Raw genomic sequence first — 20015 nt, forward strand, 5'->3', positions numbered from 1 at the left:
GTCGGCGCGGAAGAGGAAGTTGCCGGAGTTCCAGAGATAGCCCGAGGCGACGTAGTCGGCGGCGCGCGCGGCGTCCGGCTTCTCGACGAAGGCGTCGAGGGCGTGCACGCCGGCCAGGCCGGTCGGCGCGCCGGGCCTGATGTAGCCGTAGCCGGTCTCGGGCCGGTCGGGGCGGATGCCGAAGGTGACGATGGCGCCCTCGGCCGCCGCCGCGGCCGCCGCCCGCGCGACGCTGCGGAACGCGTCCTCGTCGCGCACCACGTGGTCGGCGGCGAGCACCAGCATCAGCCCCTGCGGCTCGCGCGCGGCGAGGAAGGCCGCGCCCGCCGCGATCGCCGGGCCGGACTCGCGGCGCATGGGCTCGAGCAGGATCTCGCCCGCGACGCCGATGGCGGCGAGCTGGTCGGCGACCATGTGGCGGTAGTCGTGGTTCGTGATCACGATCGGCGGGCCGAACAGCTCCGGGTCCGCCACCCGCAGGCAGGTGTCCTGGAAGGTCGAGCGTGCGCCGAGCAGCTGGATGAACTGCTTGGGCGCACCCGTGCGCGAGGCCGGCCACAGCCGCGTGCCGGCGCCGCCGGCCATGATCAGGGGGGTGATGCGCGCCATCTCGTCCTCCGGGCGGCCATTGCCGCGCGGGCTCACGCAGGGGAGCCTCGCGGCGCATGTAACGGCCGCGCGCCTTTCGGCCGGCTTAACACGGATGCGCGCGGCGTGCAGCGCCCACGGACGAGTCTCCGTCGCCGAGCGGCAGCTCGATGCGGCACTGCAGGCCCTCGGCCCGGAAGTCGAGGCGGACCGCGCCGCCGAGGGAGCGCGCGACCAGGGCCTCGATCAGCGTCGACCCGAAGCCCCGGCGCTGCGGCGGTGCCACCGTCGGGCCGCCGGCCTCCTGCCAGTCGAGCACGAGCCGACGCCCGACCGGCCCGTCGTCGAGCCGCCAGGTCACGTCGACGCGGCCGACGGGCACGCTCAGGGCGCCGTACTTGGCGGCGTTGGTGGCGAGCTCGTGGATGGCGAGGCGCATCGACAGCTCGGCCTTCGGCTCGAAGGTGACGTGCGGCCCGGCGAGCCGCACGTTGGCGCTCTCCTGGTCGCGCCAGGGCCCGAGCTCGTGCTCGAGCTGCGCCGCGAGCGAGGCTCCGCTCGAGCCCTCCTCGTCCAGCAGGCTGCTCGTCTCGGACATCGCGCCGAGCCGGCGCTGCAGGGCCGTCCTGTAGGCGTCGACGGAGGTCGCGCCGCGCGCGCTGAGCGAGACCAGCGCATTCACGATCGCGATCATGTTCTTCACGCGGTGGTTCAGCTCCTCCACCATGAGCCGGCGCTGCTCCTCCAGACGGATGCGCTCGGAGGCGTCGCGGATTGCCACCGTCAGCAGCAGGCGGCCCTCGTGCCGACCGCGCGCCACCGTCGCCTGGACGGGGAACTCGTCCCCGTCGCGACGCAGGCCCAGCACCTCGCGCCGGTGGCCCATGACGCGTCCGGCGGTCTCGCCGCCGCGGGCGAAGGCCGCGACGTCGCGGATGTGGCCGGAGCGGAAGCGCTCGGGGATGAGCATCTCCACGGGCGCGCCGAGCGCCTCGTCCGCCGCGTAGCCGAAGATCGTCTCGGCGGCGCGATTGAAGAGCACGATGCGGCCGCTCTCGTCGGTGACGACGACGGCGTCGCCCACGAGCGCGAGCCAGTCGGCGGCGGCAGGCGGGACGGCTTTCGCGTCGAGGGAGGCGGCGGAGGGCGGCGGGAGGGCCGTCTCGGGGCTTTGGGTCGGCATGTAGGCGGCTGTCGTCCGAACGGGGGAGGGAGCTTCGGAGGGCGGCGGCGGTCACCTGGGCATGGCGGCTCCCGCGTCGGCGCGGCGGCAGGCCATAGACGGGTGGACGGCGACGAGGTGCTCGCGGAGGCGGGCGGCCGCGTCGTCGATCCGGCCCGCGAAGCGCCGGGTGTCGTCGAGGAAGCGGGGGGCGGCCCCGGCCCCGGGAGCCGCGCAGCACAGGTCGAGATCCGGCGCATGCCGAAGCGGCTCGTACCGCACCGTGCGTGCGCGCGGCACGGCGCCGGGGGACGGGACGATCATGATGCGATCCATGGGCGAGAACGGGGGTGGATGATCAGGCGGCCATCAGGAGCGCCGCACGCAGCGTGCGGTCGGGCCCGAAATCCTCGATCGGGACGAGGCCGAGGTACTCCGCCAGGCGCAGGCGCGCGCGGTGGACGCGGCTCTTGATCGTGCCGACGGCCACCCCGCAGATTCCCGCGGCCTCCTCGTAGGTCAGGCCCTCGGCGCCGACCAGGATCAGCGCCTCGCGCTGCTCGGGGCACAGCCGCGCCAGCGCCGCCCGGAAGTCCTCGAAGTCGAGCCGCGCCTGCTGTGCCGGCAGCGTCGTCAGGCGCTCGCTGTAGACGCCGTCGACGTCCTCGACCTCGTGGCGGCGCTTGCGGTGCTCCGAGAAGAACAGGTTGCGCAGGATCGTGAACAGCCAGGCGCGCAGGTTGGTGCCGGGCTCGAAGCGATCGAGCTTCGAGAGGGCCCGCAGCAGCGTGTCCTGCGTGAGATCGTCCGCGCGGTCCGGGCTGCCGCACAAGGACAGGGCATAGGCGCGCAGATGGGGCGTGGCCGCGAGCAAATCCGAGCGCAGAGCCTCGTCCGCGCTCCGCGCCGGCGGGACGGCGTGCCCCGCCGTCTCGTGACCGCACGACGAGCTGCGCTGATCGACAAGGTTCGACATGGTGCGCGACCCTCCTCGGCCATCGGGGACCGTGCTCACTATCGCGCGGGTGGTTCCCGCGCGTTCATGCCGTTCGGTGGCGTTTCGTCACGAAGTGTAACGGCAGCGATCATCGGAGCGTCTGAATCTCCGGGGTGCCGCGGGCCGCGGCTTGCTGCTAGGCTCGCCTCCGGGAAGATCCGAGCATCGATGAGCGCACCGCAGCACATACTGGTCGTCGACGACGACCCGGGCATCCGGCAGATGCTCACCCGCTACCTCGCCGACGAGGGATTCCGGGTCAGCGCCGCCGAGAGCGGGGCGGCGATGTGGTCGGTCCTGGAGGCCGACCCGGCGGACCTCGTGCTCCTCGACCTCGTCCTGCCGCAGGACGACGGCCTCATCCTCGCCCGCGAGCTTCGGCAGCGCTCCGACATCGGCATCATCATGGTGACCGGCCGTGGCGACCTCGTCGACCGCGTGGTCGGGCTCGAGGTCGGTGCGGACGACTACATCGCCAAGCCCTTCCACCTGCGAGAGGTGCTCGCGCGCATCAAGACGGTGCTGCGGCGCCTCGCCCCGCGCGCGGCCCCGCCCGACACCGGGCACGGCGTGCTGGTGCGCTTCCACGGCTTCACGCTCGATTCCGAGCGGCGGCGCCTCCTCGCGCCGTCGGGCGAGGAGGTCCGGCTCACCGGCGGGGAATACGCGCTGCTGACGATCTTCCTCGAGCACGCCGGGCGCGTGCTCGATCGCGACCGCCTGATGGATCTCACGCGGGGGCGCGACTGGGCCGCCTACGACCGGACCATCGACGCGCAGGTCGCGCGCCTGCGCAAGAAGATCGAGGCGCGGCCGAAGGAGCCCGAGCTGATCAAGTCCGTGCGGGGCGTCGGCTACGTCTTCGCCGGCCGCGTGACCCGCGAGCCGGTGGCCTCAGCTCGGTAGGCTCGCGCTGCAGGACGGGCAGACTCCGTGGCTGATCCGCACGTCCGACGAGCCGCCGGCAGCGTAGTACGCCTCCGGCGTCAGCCACGACCCGATCTCGCGCACGCCGTCGTGGACCGCATGGCAGAAGGAGCAGAGCGTGACGTGCGGCTTCTCCAGCGCCGCGCGGCGCGCGGCGAGCTGCGCCTCGACGTCGAAGAGGTCGATCGGCGGGCGCCGGGCGCTCGACAGGGCGGTGGAGTGAAACAGGAAGCCGGCGTGGCGCCCGTCGCGCTCGACCTTGGTGATCGCCATCCGCAGCTCCCGGCGCTCGTGCGGCGCATCGCAGCGGAAGGTGAAGGCGACGTCGTCGCGCTCGTGGCGGAGCGCCCGCATCCAGTCGCGGTAGCGCCGCGCCACGTCGTCACCCTGGATGACCTCGAACATGTTGCGGCCGATCACCGCGCGCGACCCGTATTCCGCCCCGCCGCCGTTGCGTGCCAGCGCCGAATCCCAGTTGCGCCCGCCCACGGCGACGATCGTGCCGTCGTCGTCGGTCGCGAAGGCGACGCCTTCGAGCGCGGAGAGGATGCCATCTGCGGCGAGGATGGCGGGGCGGGTGATCGTCGTCACGGGCGCGGGCTTCGGGGCGAGGGCTCGGAGCCGGCGAGCGTCCGGCGCAGGACACGGCCGAGCTCGAAGGCAGTATAGGGTTTCTTCAGGAAGACGCCAGCGTCGGCCGCGCCGTCGCGCAGCGCGGCGGGCTCGGCGAAGCCGGAGGTGAGGACGACCTTCACGCCGGGCCTGAGCGCGCGGGCGCGCACGGCGAGCTCGTCGCCGGTCATCCCGCCCGGCATCACGACGTCGGTGAGAACGAGGTCGATCGGCGCCGGGTCGGCGAGGCACTCGAGGGCGGCGGGGCCGTTCGGCGCCTCGAGCACCGCATAGCCGAGCTCGCGCAGGCGGGCGACGGCGAGGCGGCGCACGCGCGGCTGGTCCTCGACGACGAGGATCGTCTCGCCGCTCGCCCTGTAGGCGCCGAGCGCGGCCGTCGCCGGCGCGTCCTCCTCGGGAGCCTCGTCGGCGCAGGGGAGGTACATGTGCACGGTGGTGCCGCGTCCGGGCGTGCTGTCGATCACCGCGTGCCCCTGCGACTGCCGGACGAAGCCGTAGACCATCGACAGGCCGAGCCCCGTGCCGGCGCCGACCTCCTTCGTCGTGAAGAAGGGCTCGAAGGCCCGCTCGGCCACCGCGCGGGACATGCCCGTGCCCGTGTCCGCCACGGAGAGGAGGACCCAGCATCCCTGGCCGACCTCGGGGTCGGCGCGGCCGTCGTCGGCTCGGGTGTCGACGCAGCGCGCCTCGATCAGGAGCCGGCCGCCCCCGGGCATCGCGTCGCGCGCGTTGAGCGCGAGGTTGATCAACGCGTTCTGCAGCTGGCCGGGGTCGACGAGCGTGCGCCGGAGGTCGCTCGCGGCGCGGATCGCGACCTCGATCGTCTCGCCGAGCGTGCGGCGCAGCAGCGGCGCGAGATCCTCGAGCAGCGCCCGGGGCGCGATCGGCCGCGGCTTGAGCTGCTGCCGCCGCCCGAAGGCGAGGAGCCGCTCGGTGAGCTGCGCCCCCAGCTCGGCGGCCTCGCGCGCCTCGCGCACGAGATCCTGCTGGCGGGCATCGGCGACGCGCATCTCGAGCATCTCGAGATTGCCGAGGATGACCGTCAGGAGGTTGTTGAAGTCGTGCGCCACCCCGCCCGTGAGCTGCCCCACGGCTTCCATCTTCTGCGCCTGGCGCAGCTCCTGCTCCATGCGCCGGCGGGCGGTGAGATCGCGGATGAAGCCGGTGAACAGCCGCGTGCCGTCGATCTCCACCTCGCCGACGGAGAGCTCGATCGGGAAGATGCCGCCGTCCTTGCGCCGCGCCTTGGCGAGCCGGCCGGTGCCGATGATGTGCCGCTCGCCGGTGCGCCGGTAGCGTTCGAGGTAGCCGTCGTGCGCCTCCCGGTAGGGGTGCGGCATCAGGATCGCGACGTTGCGGCCGACGACCTCGCGGGCGTGATAGCCGAACAGCCGCTCGGCGGCGCGGCTGAAGCTCTCGATCCGCCCGCGCTCGTCGATGAGGATGATCGCGTCCGGCGCCGTGTCGAGGATCGACCGCAGGCGTGCCGCGTGGAGCGCCACGGGATCGCCGGCCGCCGCCGCGCCGCCCGCCGGCCCGTCGTCCCCTCGCGATGAGTCCTCGTCCGCCATCGTCCTCGTCCCGGTCTCGGGTTCGCCCGCAGATGAGCACGTGCGCATGATCCGCGCGCGCCGCCGCGCGTGACGATGTGCGCCGAAACGTGAGGAATTGTGACGGACGGGCGGGTCGCACGGTGCATCGCCTCGAAAAAGCGCGTCTACTTCAATGCCTTGGGCACTTCGTGCGGCCTCGGACGAGCGCCGTGGTCGGTGAGCGACACCCGGGGACAGCCACGCTAGACTGCGGCGACCCGCGAGGGCCGCGGTGCGCGCCCCCCGCGTCAGGAGAGGCACCCCCGATGCCCGAGAGCCCCGACGACCCGTCCGGCGGCCCCGAGGACGCGCTCGCGGCCGCGTTCCGCGATTGCCCCGTCGAACGGTGCGCGCCCGGCTGCGCCTTCGCCCGCGAAGGCGAGCCGGCCCGCGACGTCCTGCGCGTGGAGGCTGGCGTGGCGCGCCTTCAGCGTCGGCTGCGGGACGGGCGGCGCGCCGTCGACGGGTTCCTCTTCCCGGGAGACGTCGTCGGGCTCGCGCGCGTGGAGACCTGGGGCTTCACCGGCGAGGCCGTGCTGCATCTCGCCGTGCGCCGCATGCCGCAGGCGCGGCTCTACGCCCTCGCGGCGTCGGATCGCGCGCTCCAGGCGCGAATCGTCGGGGGCCTGCAGGAGGAGATCGCGAGCGCGGGGACGCAGGCCTTCGTGTCCCTCGCCCGGGCGCCGGCCGAGCGGCTCGCGCACTTCGTCCTCGGGCTCTGCGCGCGCCAGGGCGTCGCCCTCCGGCCGGGCGCGATCGTGCCCGTGCCGATGCCCCGCGCCGATGTCGCCGACCATCTCGGCATCGGCCTCGAGACGCTCGGGCGGGCGCTGGCGATGCTGGCGCAGGAGGGCGTGGTGCGGCTCGCCGAGCCTGCGAGCCTCGTCGTCCTCGATCCGGAGTCCCTGCGGCGCCGCGGCGGCCTCGACGCTCCGCCGCAGGTGTCCCGGCAGGCGCGGCTCTCCGGGCCCGGCCTGCGGCTGCCTGCCGGTCGGCTCCATTGACGCGGGCGACCGCCCGTCATCCGGCCGCCTCGTAGAGCGCCTGCGCCTCGCCCGCGGGGCCGCGGCGCTCGCCCAGGTCGAGGACGCGGATCGCGGTGGTGACGTGCGGGGCGGCGACGGTCAGGACGTCGCCCACCACGACGCCCTTGGCCGGATTCGTCTGCCGCTGTCCATTGACCCGCACGTGGCCGCTCTCGACGAGCCGCGCCGCGAGCGTGCGGGTGCGCGCGAAGCGCGCGTACCAGAGCCACTTGTCGAGGCGCTGGCGGTCCTCGCGCACGGGCTCAGGCTCGGCTTGCGCCGCCGGGGCCCATCACTTCTTCTCCTCGAGCTGCGCCTTCAGGGCGGCGAGCTTGGCGAAGGGCGAATCCGGGTCCGCCTGCTTCTCTCGGCGGGGCGGACGGGCCTGCTGGGGGCCGCCGCGGTCCTTGCCGCCGCCGCGCGGTGCGTCGGCCCCGCGGAAGACGTCCTTGCGTCCGCCGCCGGGACCGCCGCCCTTGCCGTGTCCCGCTCCGTTGCCCTTGCCGCTCGCCCGGCGCTCGTCACGACCCTCGCCGGGCGCATCCCGACGGCCCTGGCCGCCTTCGCGGCGCGGCTCGCCGCCCTGCCGGCCGGGAGCCTGTGCGCCCTCGCGGCGCGGGCCGCGCCCGTCCCGTCCGGGACGGTTGCCCTGGCGGCCGGAGCGACCGCGCCCCTCGCGCCGGCCCTGACGCCAGACGACGATCGTCTCGGTCGCGGCCGGCTCGCTCGGCGCGGCCTCGACGGCATCGGTCTCGCCGGCTTCGGTCTCGCCGGCTTCGGTTTCGCTCGGTGCGGCCTCCTCGGCCGGAGCCTCGGCGACCACGGGCTCGCTCGCGATCTCGAGGGTGGCTTCGGACACCGCGGCCTCGGGTGCGGCAGGCGTCTCGGCATGGGCCTCCGCCTCGGGCTCCACCGCAGCGACCGCGGTCTCGGCCATCTCCACCGGAGCGACCTCCGCCGAAGCGACCTCCGCGGGGGATGCCTCGGCCGGGGAGGCTTCGGGCGGATGCTCCGCCGCGTCCGCCTGCGGCTGCTCCTCGGCAACGGCCGGGGCGTCCGTCGCGTCCGGCTCGGCCGCGCCCGCATCCTCCGGAGCCGCCTCGCCTGCGGGCGCCTCGCTCGCGGCCGGCGCCGGCACCGGCGCGACCGGCGTCGTCGGCGCGGGCTTCAGGATCGCCGAGGTGATCGCCGGCCCGGCGCGCTCCTCGGAGACGTAGCCGAGCGAGCGCAGGATCTGGGCGAAGTCCTCGCCGGCGCAGCCGACCAGCGACGTCATCGCCACCGTGCCGACGAAGCCGTCGCCCTCCGCGGCGCCCGCCGGCGGCTCACCGACGCTCTGCCCCGGCACGTAGGCGATGGCCGGGCGGATGAGGTCCGCCAGGCGCTCGAGGATGTCGACGCGCACGGCACGCCCACCGCAGACGCGGAAGCCGGCCGAGCGATAGAGGCCCTTGGCGACCTCGGTGTCCACGGGGATCGACGTGCGCCCGGAGGAGGCGAGCGCGGCGATCTCGTCGATGCCCTTCTGATCGAGCCCGCCGTTCTTCAGCGCCCAGAGCTGCGCCGCCAGCGTGCGCGGAGCGGGCTTCATCAGCGCGGGGAGATAGAGATGGTAGGCGCCGAAGCGGATGCCCTTCTGGCGCAGCGCCGCACGGGCCTGCTGGTCGAGGCCGCGCACCTCCTGGAGGACGCGCGAGCGCTCGAGCACGCCGAGCGCCTCGGCGATCTGGTAGGCGATGCCCTTGGCGATGCCCGTCAGGTCGGCGGCATCCTCCATCTCGAGCAGGGGCCCGAGCGTGCGCACCACGTGCGCCTTGAGCCATGCCTGGAGACGACACTCGACCTTCTCCAGCGCGCCTCCGGTCAGGTGCTCGTCGGCGATGAGCCGCACCCGCGGCTCGAAGATCTTCTCGCCCGGCTCGAGCCGCGCCACCGGCTCGCCCTGCCAGCGGATGGTGCCGTCGTTGGAGAGGACGAAGGTCGTGTCGGCGGCCGTCGAGAACCGGTCGGCGCGCGCCTCGATCTCGCCCGCGAGACCCTTGACCGCGGCGTTGCGCAGGGTCTTCGCCTCGTCGCCCGTGGCGCCCGGGTCCGGCACGAAGACGAAGCCGGACAGGCGCCCGACGTGCTGACCCTCGACGCTCACGTCGCCGCTCGCCGAAATTTCCGCTTCAAGCATCGCGTTCTCTCTCAAGCGCCGCATCAGGACGCTGGTCCGCCGATCCACGAACCGGCTCGCCAGCCGCTCGTGCAGCGCATCCGACAGCTTGTCCTCTACCCCACGCGCCACGCTCTGCCAATGCTCCGGATCGCGTAACCAGTCGGGTCGATTGGCGACGAAGGTCCAGGTCCTCACCTGGGCGATGCGGGCGGACAACGTGTCGATATCGCCGTCGACGCGGTCGAGCAGCGAGATGTGGCGGCGAAACCAATCGTCGGGAACCGCCCCGTCGCGCATCAGGAAGAGGTAGATGGCGGAGACGAGGTCGGCGTGGCTCTGCGGCGACACCTTGCGATAATCGGGAACCTGGCAGACGTCCCAGAGCCGCTCGACCGCGGCGCGGCCGCTGGCGTGGTGGCGCACCGAATCGTCGCGCGCGAGGATCTCGAGTGCCGCGACGTCCTCGGCCATCGGTGCGCGGGTGAGGCCGTGCTCCCGGGGCACCTCGGCCAGCGCGCGCTGGAGCGCGTCGATGGAGCGGAAATCGAGGTCGGGGTTGCGCCACTGCAGGATCCGCGCGGGCTCGAACCGGTGTCCCTCCACCGCCTCGACGATCTCGACGTCGAACGGGTCGCAGCGCCCCGACGTGCCGAACGTGCCGTCGTTGAGGTGGCGCCCGGCGCGCCCCGCGATCTGCCCGACCTCCGAGGGGTTGAGCCTGCGGAAACGGAAGCCGTCGAACTTGCGGTCGGCCGCGAAGGCGACGTGGTCGACGTCGAGGTTGAGCCCCATGCCGATGGCGTCGGTGGCGACGAGGTAGTCGACGTCGCCCGACTGGTAGAGCGCGACCTGGGCGTTCCGCGTGCGCGGCGAGAGCGCGCCGAGCACCACCGCCGCCCCGCCGCGCTGGCGGCGGATCAGCTCGGCGATGGCGTAGACCTCCTCCGCCGAGAAGGCGACGATGGCGGTGCGGGCGGGCAGGCGCGAGAGCTTCTTCGAGCCGGCGAAGGTCAGCTGCGAGAGCCGTGGGCGGGTGGTGACGTGCACGCCCGGTATGAGCGCCTTCACCAGCGGCTCCATGGTGGAGGAGCCGATGAGCAGCGTCTCCTCGCGGCCCCGCTGGTTGAGCAGGCGATCGGTGAAGACGTGCCCGCGGTCGAGATCGGCGGCGAGCTGGATCTCGTCGATCGCGACGAAGGCGAGGTCGAGGTCCCGCGGCATCGCCTCGGCGGTGCAGATCCAGTAGCGCGGGTGCTTCGGCTTGATCTTCTCCTCGCCGGTGACGAGGGCGACCGCGTCCGCGCCGGCGCGCTCAACCACGCGGCCGTAGACCTCCCGCGCGAGCAGCCGCAGCGGCAGGCCGATCATGCCGGACGAATGGCCGAGCATCCGCTCGATGGCGAGATGCGTCTTGCCCGTGTTGGTGGGGCCGAGAACCGCGGTCACCCCGCGCGAGCGGGCCTGCGGCGGAAGGGTGAGGCGAGGCATCGGGCGGGCGGCTGGACCTGAGGGGACGATGCGCGGCCCGGTCTCCGCGCTAGCGGGGAGCCCGGGCGGCCCGCCCGGAACGGGCGTCGAACGAAACGGGGGCGAATCGGCGATTCCGGAGGAATCCGGATTCGTTCTCGCGAGAGCGGCTCTCTCGCCTCCCCATATGGGGTCGGCTGCGGCCATTCCTAGAACGGATCGGACGCGAGCGCGAGAGGGGGGGCGAGACCGGGGCTGCCGCGCCTTGCCCCGCATCCCCGCGAGGCGTAAGACGCGTGCCACCGACAACGGAGATCCCATGATGCGGCCCTCGAAGCGCGCGCCCGACGAGATGCGCCCCGTCACCCTCGAGCGCGGCGTCGTGCGCTATGCGGAAGGCTCGTGCATGGTCACCTTCGGCGAGACGAAGGTGCTGTGCGCCGCCTCGCTCGAGGAGCGCGGGCCGGGCTGGCTGCGCGGCACCGGCAAGGGCTGGGTCACGGCGGAGTACGCCATGCTGCCGCGCGCCACACACGAGCGCACCCGCCGCGAGGTGAATTCCGGCAAGCCGTCCGGCCGCACGCAGGAGATCCAGCGCCTCATCGGCCGCTCGCTGCGTGCCGTCGTCGATCTCCACGCCATCGGCGAGCGGCAGATCGTCGTCGACTGCGACGTGATCCAGGCGGACGGCGGCACGCGCACCGCCGCGATCACCGGCGCCTGGGTCGCGCTGCACGAGTGCTTCGCCTGGATGATGAAGCGCTCGATCATCTCGGTGAACCCGCTGCGCGACCACGTCGCGGCCGTGTCCTGCGGCATCCACCAGGGCAAGCCCGTGATCGACCTCGACTACGCCGAGGACTCGGTCGCCGAGACGGATGCGAACTTCGTCATCACCGGCAAGGGGGGCATCGTCGAGGTGCAGGGCACGGCGGAGGGCGCGCCCTTCTCCGAGGAGGAGCTGATCGGCCTCCTCCACCTCGCCAAGGCGGGCGTCGCGGGCCTCGTCGAGAAGCAGAAGCAGGCCATCGCCTGACGGGAGCGCGACAGATGCAGCATCGCCGCCTCGAGGGCCCGGTCGTGATCGCGACCCACAACGCCGGCAAGCTCCGGGAGATGCGCGAGCTGCTCGCCCCGTTCGGCGTCGCGGCGACCTCGGCGGGCGAGCACGGCCTGCCCGTGCCCGACGAGACCGGCACGATGTTCTCCGAGAACGCGGCGATCAAGGCGCACGCCGCCGCGCAGGCGACGGGCCTGCCCGCCATCTCCGACGACTCGGGCATCTGCGTGCTGGCGCTCGACGGCGCGCCGGGCCTGTTCTCCGCCGACTGGTCCGTGAACCGGGACTTCGGCCCGGCGATGGAGCGCGTGAAGCGCGAGCTCGACAAGCGTGCGGCGACCGACACGACCGCCTGGTTCGTCTCCGCCCTCGTCGTCGCCTGGCCGGACGGGCGGGAGGAGCTGTTCGAGGGGCGTTGCCCCGGCGCGATCGTCTGGCCGCCGCGCGGCACGGCGGGCTTCGGCTACGACCCGATCTTCCTGCCCGACGGCGAGACCCGCACCTTCGGCGAGATGACCGCGGACGAGAAGCACGGGATCGACTGGAGCGACCCGCACAGCGGCCTCTCCCACCGGGCGCGCGCCTTCCGGAAGCTCGCCGCCGCGGTCCTCGGCCCGCGTCGCGAGGGGTGAGATGGCGCTGACGCCCGACGAGATCGCCCGCTACGCCCGCCACCTCGTCCTCCAGGACGTCGGCGGGCCGGGACAGGCGCGGCTGAAGGCCGCGCGGGTGCTCGTCGTCGGCGCCGGCGGGCTCGGCGCGCCGCTGATCCAGTACCTCGCCGCGGCGGGAGTCGGCACGATCGGTATCGTCGACGACGACGTCGTCGATCTGGGCAACCTCCAGCGCCAGGTGATCCACGGCACGCCCGACGTGGGCCGCCCCAAGGTCGCGAGCGCGGCGGACGCGGTCGCCCGCCTCAACCCGCACGTCGGGGTCGAGACGCATCGTACCCGTCTCACCGAGGCGAACGCCCGCGACCTCGTCGCGGCCTACGACCTCGTAGCCGACGGATCGGACAATTTCGCCACCCGCTACGCGGTGTCCGACGCCTGCTTCCACGAGAAGCGCCCGCTGGTCACGGCGGCGCTCGGCCAGTTCGACGGGACGCTGACCACGATCCGCGCCCACGAGACCGGACCCGACGGGCGGCCGAACCCGACCTATCGCTGCCTCTTCCCCGACGCCCCGCCCCCGGGCGCGATCCCGACCTGCGCGGAGGCCGGCGTGCTCGGCGCGCTCGCGGGCGTGATGGGCTCCATGATGGCGATGGAGATCGTGCGCGAGATCGTCGGCTTCGGCGAGGGTCTCGTCGGGCGCCTCCTCATGGTCGATGCCCGCGCCATGCGCTTCGAGACGCTGCGCTACGGCTGGCACCCGAGGAACCCGCTGAGCGGGACGCCCGACGCCGGCTGATGACAAGCGGCGCCACGCCACCTAGAATCGCGGCATGCGCACCGCTTCCTCCCGACGCTGGCCTTTGACGGTCCTGTTGCCGCTCGGCGTCTCGATCACGATGTTCGCGGTCGCCGTCGGCACGACGCAGATCGGCCTCGCCTTCCTGGAGAGCCGCGAGGTGCGGGCGCTCGAGGCCAAGGCCACGATCTTCCTCAATGCGCTCGCGGGCGTCGTCGCCCCACGACTCGGCGAGGGCGAGGCCGCGGTGGCCGATCTCCTCGACGACCCGCTCGCGTTCCGCGAGACCCTCGCCGAGGAGAGCCTCGTCGCGCGCTGGCGCGGGCCGGACGGCGTGGTGCGCTCGGTCTCCCGCGGCGATTCCGGCGGGGCCGACATGGCGCAGGCGCTCGCGGCGATCGCGCAGGCGCCGGCGAGCACCGTCGTCTTCGCCCGCGCCGAGCCGGGAACCCGCGCCATCATCGCCCGCGCCTACGAGGTCGCGGATGCGCGGCTGGAGCTCGTCGCCGCGCTCGACGCGAGCGATCTCGTGGCCGAGCTCTCCCGCAACGAGGCGTGGGCGATCGTCATCGACCTCGTGCTCGCGACGATCGCGGCGCTCCTGACCTTCGCGATCACCCGACGCGCCGTCGCACCGCTCGACGCGCTCGCCCGCGAGCTGGTGACGCAGGATGGGGCACGGGGCGATCGGAAGGTGGCGACGCGCCCGGCCAGTGCCGAGATCTCGCGCCTGCGCGACGCCATCACCACGCGGCTCGAGGCGGAGGAGGCGCGCAACCAGGCGCTCGCGGACCTCGGCGAGAAGGAGCGCAACGCGCTGCTCGCCAAGCTCGCCGCGGGCCTCGCGCACGAGGTGCGAAACCCGCTCGCCGGGCTGCTGAACGCCGTCTCGACCCTGCGTCGCTTCGGCGACAAGCCGGAGGTCCGCGCCGACACGCTCGACCTGATCGAGCGGGGCCTGCGCTCGATCGAGCGCGTCGCCGACGCCATGCTCTCCACCTACCGCCCCGCGCCGGGGCGGATGCGCTTCTCCCGCGAGGACCTGATGGACATCCAGCTCCTCGTCGCGCCCGAGGCGCGCCGGCGGCACGTTGCGCTCGACTGGGCCGTCGAGGCGATGCGTCCGATCGCGGCGGACACGGACGCGCTGCGCCAGATCCTGCTCAACCTCCTGCTCAACGCCTGCAAGGCCTCCCCCGAGCACGGCCGCGTCGGGCTCCGCGTCGAGCAGGAGCCGGGCGAGACGCGCTTCGCCGTCTCGGATTCGGGCCAGGGCATGCCCGAGGACGTGCTCGCCTTCGTCACCGAGGGGCGGGGCACGACGCCGCTCACCAAGGGCAAGGGCCTCGGCCTCTGGATGGTCTCGCGGCTGATCGACGATCTCGGCGGCCAGATCCGCGTCGAGAGCCGCTCGGGCGAGGGGACCACGGTCGTCGTGCGGCTGCCGACCGGCCCCGTCGCCGAGGACGCGCGCGGGCTCACGGAGACGGCGTCGTGAGCGAGCGCGCGCTGATCCTCGTCATCGAGGACGACGAGATCCTCGGCGCCTCCCTCCAGCAGCGTCTCGCGCTCGAAGGCTGGCACGTGCGCTGGGCGCGCTCCTGCGCCGAAGCGCTGGCTTCGATCGCCCGCCAGACGCCCGACGCCGTGATGTGCGACATCCGCCTGCCCGACGGCGACGGCGAGAGCCTGATGCGCGACGTCTTCGCCCGCGCCGGCGCCGTGCCGACGATCTTCATGACGGCCTACGGCGGCATCGACCAGGCGGTGCGGCTCGTGCGCATGGGCGCGCGGGACTACGTGACGAAGCCCTTCGAGCTCGACGAGGTCGTGGACAAGCTGCGCGCCGCGACCGGCGGCGACGGCTCGGCGAAGACCGGTGAGGACGACGACGCGGCGGCGGACCCCTTCGCCTCCTTCGGTCTCTCGCCCGCGACCTCCGGGACGCGGCGCACGCTGGAGCGGATCGCCGACGTCGACCTGCCGGTGCTCCTCACCGGCGAGACGGGGACGGGCAAGGAGGTCGCCGCGCGCTTCCTGCACGCCCAGAGCCGGCGCGGGGCCGGGCCGTTCGTCGCGGTCAACTGCGCGGCGCTGGCGCCGGAGCTCGTCGATTCGGCGCTGTTCGGTCACGAGAAGGGCGCCTTCACCGGCGCCCACGAGCGCCGTCTCGGCCTCGCGGAGACGGCGGGGGAGGGGACGCTGTTCCTCGACGAGATCGGCGAGCTCGATGCCGCCCTGCAGGCGAAGCTGCTGCGGCTCGTGCAGGAGCGCGAGCTGATGCGGGTGGGCGGCGTGCGGCCGGTCCCCTTCTGTGCGCGGCTCGTGTGCGCGACGCATCGCGACCTGGAGGCGGAGGTGGCCCGCGGCGTCTTCCGCGAGGACCTGTGGTATCGCATCAACGTGGTCACGATCCGCATCCCGGCGCTGCGGGAGCGCCCCGCGGAGATCGAGCCGCTGCTGCGCCGCTTCGTCGGCGAGGCCGGCCCGCGCCTGCGCGGAACGCGCGTTTCGCCCGCGCCGGACGCGATCGCGGCGGCGCAGGCCTACGACTGGCCGGGCAACGTGCGCGAGCTGAAGAACCGCGTCGAGCGGGCGGTGGCGCTGTGCGAGGAAGACGCGATCGGCGCGCCTGACCTGTTCCCCGATGCTCTCCCGAAGCCGCCGCCGGCGGGGTCTTCCACGGTCTCGAGCGCGCCGGCTGCGGCCGAGGGCCTGACGCTGGCCGAGGTTCGCGAGGCGGCGGAGAAGGCCCACATCGAGGCGATGCTGCGCGCCACCGGCAACGGCATCCAGGAGACCGCCCAGCGGCTGGGCGTCTCGCGCACCACGCTGTGGGAGAAGATGCGGCGGCTGGGGATCGCGGTGGAGTAAGCCGCCGCCCGCTTCCTCCCCGCAGGGGAGGAGTCCGTGCGAAGCACGGGCGGTGGGGCCGTTCAGCCATGCGGGCGAGCCGGCCCGCCGCCCTCCCCACCCTCCGGCCTTCGGCCGTCGTCCTCCCCTGCGGGGAGGAATCGGGCGGTGAGTGTCGTCTCGCTACGCCGTCGCCCCCGCCTTCAGCAGCGTGTAGTCGATCGCGTCCGTCAGCGCCTCGAAGGAGGCGTCGATGATGTTGGGGGAGACTCCCACCGTGGTGAAGCGGCTGCCCTCGCCGTCGCGGAACTCCACCAGCACGCGGGTGGCGGCGTCGGTGCCGCCCTGGAAGATGCGCACCTTGAAGTCGATCAGCTCCAGATGCTCGATCAGTTCCTGGTAGCGGCCGAGATCCTTGCGGAGCGCGACGTCGAGCGCGTTGACGGGGCCGTTGCCCTCCGCCGCCGAGATCCGCGTCTCGCCGCCGACCCGCACCTTGACGATCGCCTCCGCCACCGTGGTGAGCTGGCCCCGCGCGTTCCAGCGCCGCTCGACGTTGACCGAGTAGCGCTCCACGTCGAAATAGTCCGGCACCTCGCCCATCACCCGCTTCACCAGCAGGTAGAAGGAGGCGTCCGCGCCCTCGTAGGCATAGCCGAGCGATTCCTTCTCCTTGAGGATCGTGAGCATGCGGGTCAGCCGCGGGTCGTCCTTCTCGAGGTCGAGGCCGAGACGCTCGAGCTCCGCGCGCAGGTTGGACTTGCCGCCCTGGTCGGAGACCAGCACCCGGCGCAGGTTGCCCACCGCCTCCGGGGCGACGTGCTCGTAGGTCTTCGGGTCCTTGAGCACGGCCGAGGCGTGGATGCCGGCCTTGGTGGCGAAGGCGCTCGCGCCGACATAGGGCGCGTGGCGGTTGGGCTGTCGGTTGAGCAACTCGTCGATCGCGCGCGAGATCGGGGTGAGCCGGGCCAGCGCCTCGGGGGTCACGCCCGTCGTGTAGCGCTCGGCGAAATGCGGCTTGAGCGCCAGCGTGCCGATCAGCGTCACGAGGTTGGCGTTGCCGCAGCGCTCGCCGAGCCCGTTCAGCGTCCCCTGGATCTGGCGCGCGCCCGCCTCGATCGCGGCCAGCGAGACGGCGACGGCGCAGCCGCAATCGTCGTGGGCGTGGATGCCGAGACGGTCCCCCGGCACGATCTCCGACACCCGCGCCACGATGCCCGCGACCTCGGCGGGAAGCGTGCCGCCGTTGGTGTCGCACAGCACGACCCAGCGGGCGCCGGCCTCCCACGCCGTGCGGGCGCAGGCGAGCGCGTAGTCGGGGTTCGCCTTGTAGCCGTCGAAGAAGTGCTCGCAGTCGACCATCGCCTCGCGCCCACGGGCGACGGCGGCCTGGACGCTCTCGCGGATCGAGGCGAGGTTCTCCTCCGGCTCGATCTCGAGGGCGACGCGCACGTGGTAGTCCCAGGCCTTGGCGACGAAGCAGATCGCGTCGGCGTCCGCCTCGAGCAGCGCCGCGAGCCCCGGATCGTTCGCCGCCGAGCGCCCGGCGCGCTTGGTCATGCCGAAGGCGGTGAAGCGCGCGCGCTGCGTGCGCTTCTCGCGGAAGAGCTCGGTGTCGAGCGGGTTCGCGCCGGGGTAGCCGCCCTCGACGTAGTCGATCCCGAGCGCGTCGAGGTGGCGGGCGATGGCGATCTTGTCGGCGAGCGAGAAGTCGACGCCGGTCGTCTGGGCGCCGTCGCGCAGTGTCGTGTCGAACAGGTGGATGCGCGCGCTCATGACGGTTTTCCTCCGCCGCCGGCGGGCGGCTCGATCGCCTTCGTCATCGTGGTGTTGGCGAGCCACTGGCCCGCACGGTGGACGGTGTTGCGCTGCTGGGGCGCATAGCCGCGATCCATGAAGAAGGGCAGCGCCGTGTCCGAGGCCTCGACGGTGAGGACCTTCGTGCCGCGCGCGCCGGCGAGCTTCTCGAGCGCGTCGACGAGGGTCGTCGCGACGCCGCGCCCGGCCATGTCGGGGGCGACGTAGAGCATGTCTAGTGTCTCGTTGCCGGCGAGCGTGGCGAAGCCGACCACCTCGCCCTCGTCGGTCGCGACGATGGCGAGCGCCTTCGTCAGCCGCGCGCCGAAGGCGTCGAGATCGTCCGCGCTCGACGCCCAGGCCTCCTGCTGGGCGGGGTCGTAGTCGTCTCCCGTCAGCGTCTCGACGGCGTCCCGGAAGATCTGCGCGCAGACGGGGACGTCGGCGGGGAGGAGAGGGCGCAGGGCGACGGGCGGGCGGCGGGTCATGACGAGGTCCTCGGGCAGGCGCCGATGGACAGCGCCGCGCACGGGACGGACCCCACCCCTGGCTCGCTCCGCTCGCCGTCCCCTCCCCGATGGGGAGGGAGCGGAGCGCGGCCGCGGGCGCGTTCGGCGCAGCCGCAGCGGAGGTTGGACGGGCGCCCGCCGAGCGTCATCGCGACACCTCCCACGTCGTCCCGTCCTTGGAGTCCTTCACCGTCACGCCCATGCCGGCGAGGACATCGCGCAGGCGGTCGCTCTCGGCCCAGTTTTTGGCGGCGCGGGCGGCGGTGCGCTCGGAGACCAGAGCCTCGACGGCGGCGACGTCGAGCCCCTCCGCCGAGCGGGCGAGCGCGGCGGGGTCTCCCGAGAAGCCCATGAGCGCGAGCGCGGCGCGCCGCGCGGCGGGGGCGGCGTGGTGGAGCGCGGCGATCGCGGCCGGGGTGTTGAGATCGTCGACGAGCGCCGCGAGGGCGGAGGCGTCCGGCGCGTCCCCCGGCTCGCCGAGATCGGCATACCAGCGCGAGAGGTTGCGCTCCGCCTCCTCCAGCCCCCGCACCGTCCAGTCGATCGGCTGGCGGTAGTGCGTCTTGAGCATGGCGAGGCGGGCCACCTCGCCCGGCCAGTCCTTCAGGACGTCGGCGATGGTGACGAAGTTGCCGAGCGACTTCGACATCTTCTCCCCCTCGACCTGGAGGAAGCCGTTGTGCATCCACACGTTGGCCATGCGGGGGATGCCGAAGGCGCAGCAGGTCTGGGCGATCTCGTTCTCGTGGTGAGGGAAGACGAGATCGATGCCGCCGCCGTGGATGTCGAACATCTCGGCCTCGGCGTCGGTGCAGGCCAGGCGCCCGGCGAAGGGGGCGACGAGGTGCGCCCACGCCATGGCCGAGCACTCGATGTGCCAGCCCGGACGGCCGAGCCCGTCGATTCCCGCCGGCGAGGGCCAGCCGGGCTCGCCCGCCGAGGAGGGCTTCCAGAGGACGAAGTCCATCTCGTCGCGCTTGTAGGAGGCGACGTCGACTCGCGCGCCCGCGACCATCTCGTCCAGCGAGCGGCGCGCCAGCGAGCCGTAGGCCGGCACGCCCGCGAGCCGGCCCATGGCGGCGACGGAGAACAGCACGTGCCCGTCGGCGACGTATGCGATGCCGCGCGCGACCAGGCGCTCGATGATGTCGCGCATCTCCGCGACGTGGTCGGTCGCCCGCGGCTCGACGGTGGGCGGCAGGTTGCCGAGCGCCGCGACGGCGGCCTCGAAGCGCGCGTGCGTTCCCTCGGTGACGCGCCGGATCGCCTCGTTGAGCGGCAGGTTCGGGTAGTCCCGGGCGGCGCGGGCGTTGATCTTGTCGTCGACGTCCGTGATGTTGCGCACGTAGGTGACGGCGCCGGCGCCGTAGACGTGCCGAAGCAGGCGGTAGAGCACGTCGAAGACGATCACCGGACGGGCGTTGCCGATGTGGGCGTCGTCGTAGACGGTGGGGCCGCAGACGTACATGCGCACCCGCGCCGGGTCGATCGGCGCGAAGGGCTCCTTGGCGTGCGTTCGCGTGTTGTAGAGGACGAGCGGCGCCTCCCGCGACGCCTGTCCCCCGGCGTCCCGTACCGGCATCTCGTCCCCTGCGGGTCCCGCCGTCCCGGCGGGGCGCTGATCACCCATGCGACGTCCTCCGGTGCCCGCCGGCTCGAGGAGATGTCGACCTGTCGTGAGGACGTGACGGCTCCGGCCAGCGGGTCAGCGCTAGCGACAAATGGAAATGGCGATGGTGTGCGCCGTCTGCATGGAACCTGATTGCCTTTTTCGGCGAATTCAGTCAAGACGCCGCCGCGCAGGTGCAGGCGGAACCCGGCGGCGGGT

General features: G+C 73.4%; 18 protein-coding genes. 7 read left to right on the forward strand and 11 right to left on the reverse strand.

Annotated features, from left to right (window positions below; translation table 11 throughout):
• The 4 genes from G407_RS0108935 to G407_RS0108950 all read right to left on the reverse strand — a co-directional run.
• Positions 1–609 (reverse strand): sugar phosphate nucleotidyltransferase (locus G407_RS0108935; RefSeq protein ID WP_029030531.1); only part of this gene is annotated, 609 nt, incomplete at its 3' end.
• Positions 610–694: 85 nt separating this feature from the next.
• The gene (locus tag G407_RS26680) at positions 695–1771 is read right to left on the reverse strand and encodes a PAS domain S-box protein (RefSeq protein ID WP_052341142.1); all 1077 of its coding nucleotides are present in this window, start codon (positions 1769–1771) and stop codon (positions 695–697) included.
• A gap of 51 nt (positions 1772–1822) precedes the next feature.
• Entirely contained in the window at positions 1823–2074 is a 252-nt protein-coding gene (locus tag G407_RS0108945; protein WP_029030532.1) for a hypothetical protein, read from the reverse strand.
• 34 nt (positions 2075–2108) lie between these two features.
• Complete coding sequence (locus G407_RS0108950; RefSeq protein ID WP_084327414.1) at positions 2109–2726, reverse strand: sigma-70 family RNA polymerase sigma factor; 618 nt, start codon at positions 2724–2726, stop codon at positions 2109–2111.
• A gap of 189 nt (positions 2727–2915) precedes the next feature.
• Between G407_RS0108950 and G407_RS0108955 the strand changes: the two genes are divergently transcribed.
• The gene (locus tag G407_RS0108955; RefSeq protein WP_029030534.1) at positions 2916–3653 is read left to right on the forward strand and encodes a response regulator; all 738 of its coding nucleotides are present in this window, start codon (positions 2916–2918) and stop codon (positions 3651–3653) included.
• Here the strand turns inward: G407_RS0108955 and G407_RS0108960 are convergent.
• Positions 3642–4265, reverse strand: a complete 624-nt coding sequence (locus G407_RS0108960) for a hypothetical protein (RefSeq protein ID WP_029030535.1) — start codon at positions 4263–4265, stop codon at positions 3642–3644. The genes G407_RS0108955 and G407_RS0108960 overlap by 12 nt on opposite strands.
• Positions 4262–5878, reverse strand: coding sequence for a PAS domain S-box protein (locus G407_RS26685; RefSeq protein ID WP_245259062.1), 1617 nt, complete (start codon positions 5876–5878; stop codon positions 4262–4264). The genes G407_RS0108960 and G407_RS26685 overlap by 4 nt, the downstream gene beginning before the upstream one ends.
• Before the next feature lie 287 nt (positions 5879–6165).
• Between G407_RS26685 and G407_RS0108970 the strand changes: the two genes are divergently transcribed.
• Positions 6166–6903 (forward strand): helix-turn-helix domain-containing protein, encoded by a 738-nt coding sequence (locus G407_RS0108970; RefSeq protein ID WP_029030536.1) that lies wholly within the window; start codon positions 6166–6168, stop codon positions 6901–6903.
• Between the two features lie 16 nt (positions 6904–6919).
• Here the strand turns inward: G407_RS0108970 and G407_RS0108975 are convergent, their stop codons facing one another.
• Together G407_RS0108975 and G407_RS0108980 are read right to left on the reverse strand one after the other, a co-directional pair.
• The gene (locus G407_RS0108975) at positions 6920–7183 is read right to left on the reverse strand and encodes an RNA-binding S4 domain-containing protein (RefSeq protein ID WP_029030537.1); all 264 of its coding nucleotides are present in this window, start codon (positions 7181–7183) and stop codon (positions 6920–6922) included.
• Between the two features lie 33 nt (positions 7184–7216).
• Positions 7217–10573, reverse strand: a complete 3357-nt coding sequence (locus G407_RS0108980) for a helicase-related protein (RefSeq protein WP_029030538.1) — start codon at positions 10571–10573, stop codon at positions 7217–7219.
• Positions 10574–10874: 301 nt separating this feature from the next.
• Between G407_RS0108980 and rph the strand changes: the two genes are divergently transcribed.
• From rph to G407_RS0109005, 5 genes are all read left to right on the forward strand, one after another.
• The gene (gene rph, locus G407_RS0108985; RefSeq protein WP_029030539.1) at positions 10875–11588 is read left to right on the forward strand and encodes a ribonuclease PH; all 714 of its coding nucleotides are present in this window, start codon (positions 10875–10877) and stop codon (positions 11586–11588) included.
• A 14-nt stretch (positions 11589–11602) separates the two neighbouring features.
• Positions 11603–12244, forward strand: coding sequence for an RdgB/HAM1 family non-canonical purine NTP pyrophosphatase (rdgB, locus tag G407_RS0108990; protein ID WP_043539375.1), 642 nt, complete (start codon positions 11603–11605; stop codon positions 12242–12244).
• Position 12245: 1 nt separating this feature from the next.
• Positions 12246–13028 (forward strand): HesA/MoeB/ThiF family protein, encoded by a 783-nt coding sequence (locus G407_RS0108995; protein WP_029030541.1) that lies wholly within the window; start codon positions 12246–12248, stop codon positions 13026–13028.
• Positions 13029–13092: 64 nt separating this feature from the next.
• Positions 13093–14526, forward strand: a complete 1434-nt coding sequence (locus G407_RS30345; protein ID WP_052341143.1) for a sensor histidine kinase — start codon at positions 13093–13095, stop codon at positions 14524–14526.
• The gene (locus G407_RS0109005; protein WP_029030542.1) at positions 14523–15902 is read left to right on the forward strand and encodes a sigma-54-dependent transcriptional regulator; all 1380 of its coding nucleotides are present in this window, start codon (positions 14523–14525) and stop codon (positions 15900–15902) included. The genes G407_RS30345 and G407_RS0109005 overlap by 4 nt, the downstream gene beginning before the upstream one ends.
• Positions 15903–16064: 162 nt before the next feature.
• Here the strand turns inward: G407_RS0109005 and cimA are convergent, their stop codons facing one another.
• From cimA to cysS, 3 genes are all read right to left on the reverse strand, one after another.
• Positions 16065–17657 carry a citramalate synthase gene (gene cimA / locus G407_RS0109010; RefSeq protein WP_029030543.1) on the reverse strand — a complete coding sequence of 531 codons (1593 nt, stop codon included), beginning with the start codon at positions 17655–17657 and terminating at the stop codon, positions 16065–16067.
• Positions 17654–18166: a GNAT family N-acetyltransferase gene (locus G407_RS0109015; RefSeq protein ID WP_029030544.1), complete on the reverse strand. Its 513-nt coding sequence runs from the start codon at positions 18164–18166 to the stop codon at positions 17654–17656. Before G407_RS0109015 ends, cimA begins: the two co-directional genes overlap by 4 nt.
• A gap of 166 nt (positions 18167–18332) precedes the next feature.
• Positions 18333–19769, reverse strand: a complete 1437-nt coding sequence (gene cysS, locus G407_RS26695; RefSeq protein WP_052341144.1) for a cysteine--tRNA ligase — start codon at positions 19767–19769, stop codon at positions 18333–18335.
• Between the last annotated feature and the right edge of the window lie 246 nt (positions 19770–20015).

The organism is Salinarimonas rosea DSM 21201 (assembly GCF_000429045.1).
GTDB lineage: Bacteria > Pseudomonadota > Alphaproteobacteria > Rhizobiales > Beijerinckiaceae > Salinarimonas > Salinarimonas rosea.

Coding starts and splice junctions, on each gene's coding strand:
- G407_RS26680 (WP_052341142.1), bottom strand. CDS start 1,771: ATGCCGACCCAAAGCCCCGAGACGGCCCTCCCGCCGCCCTCCGCCGCC.
- G407_RS0108945 (WP_029030532.1), bottom strand. CDS start 2,074: ATGATCGTCCCGTCCCCCGGCGCCGTGCCGCGCGCACGCACGGTGCGG.
- G407_RS0108950 (WP_084327414.1), bottom strand. CDS start 2,726: ATGTCGAACCTTGTCGATCAGCGCAGCTCGTCGTGCGGTCACGAGACG.
- G407_RS0108955 (WP_029030534.1), top strand. CDS start 2,916: ATGAGCGCACCGCAGCACATACTGGTCGTCGACGACGACCCGGGCATC.
- G407_RS26685 (WP_245259062.1), bottom strand. CDS start 5,878: ATGGCGGACGAGGACTCATCGCGAGGGGACGACGGGCCGGCGGGCGGC.
- G407_RS0108970 (WP_029030536.1), top strand. CDS start 6,166: ATGCCCGAGAGCCCCGACGACCCGTCCGGCGGCCCCGAGGACGCGCTC.
- G407_RS0108980 (WP_029030538.1), bottom strand. CDS start 10,573: ATGCCTCGCCTCACCCTTCCGCCGCAGGCCCGCTCGCGCGGGGTGACC.
- rph (WP_029030539.1), top strand. CDS start 10,875: ATGCGGCCCTCGAAGCGCGCGCCCGACGAGATGCGCCCCGTCACCCTC.
- rdgB (WP_043539375.1), top strand. CDS start 11,603: ATGCAGCATCGCCGCCTCGAGGGCCCGGTCGTGATCGCGACCCACAAC.
- G407_RS0108995 (WP_029030541.1), top strand. CDS start 12,246: ATGGCGCTGACGCCCGACGAGATCGCCCGCTACGCCCGCCACCTCGTC.
- cimA (WP_029030543.1), bottom strand. CDS start 17,657: ATGAGCGCGCGCATCCACCTGTTCGACACGACACTGCGCGACGGCGCC.
- G407_RS0109015 (WP_029030544.1), bottom strand. CDS start 18,166: ATGACCCGCCGCCCGCCCGTCGCCCTGCGCCCTCTCCTCCCCGCCGAC.
- cysS (WP_052341144.1), bottom strand. CDS start 19,769: ATGCCGGTACGGGACGCCGGGGGACAGGCGTCGCGGGAGGCGCCGCTC.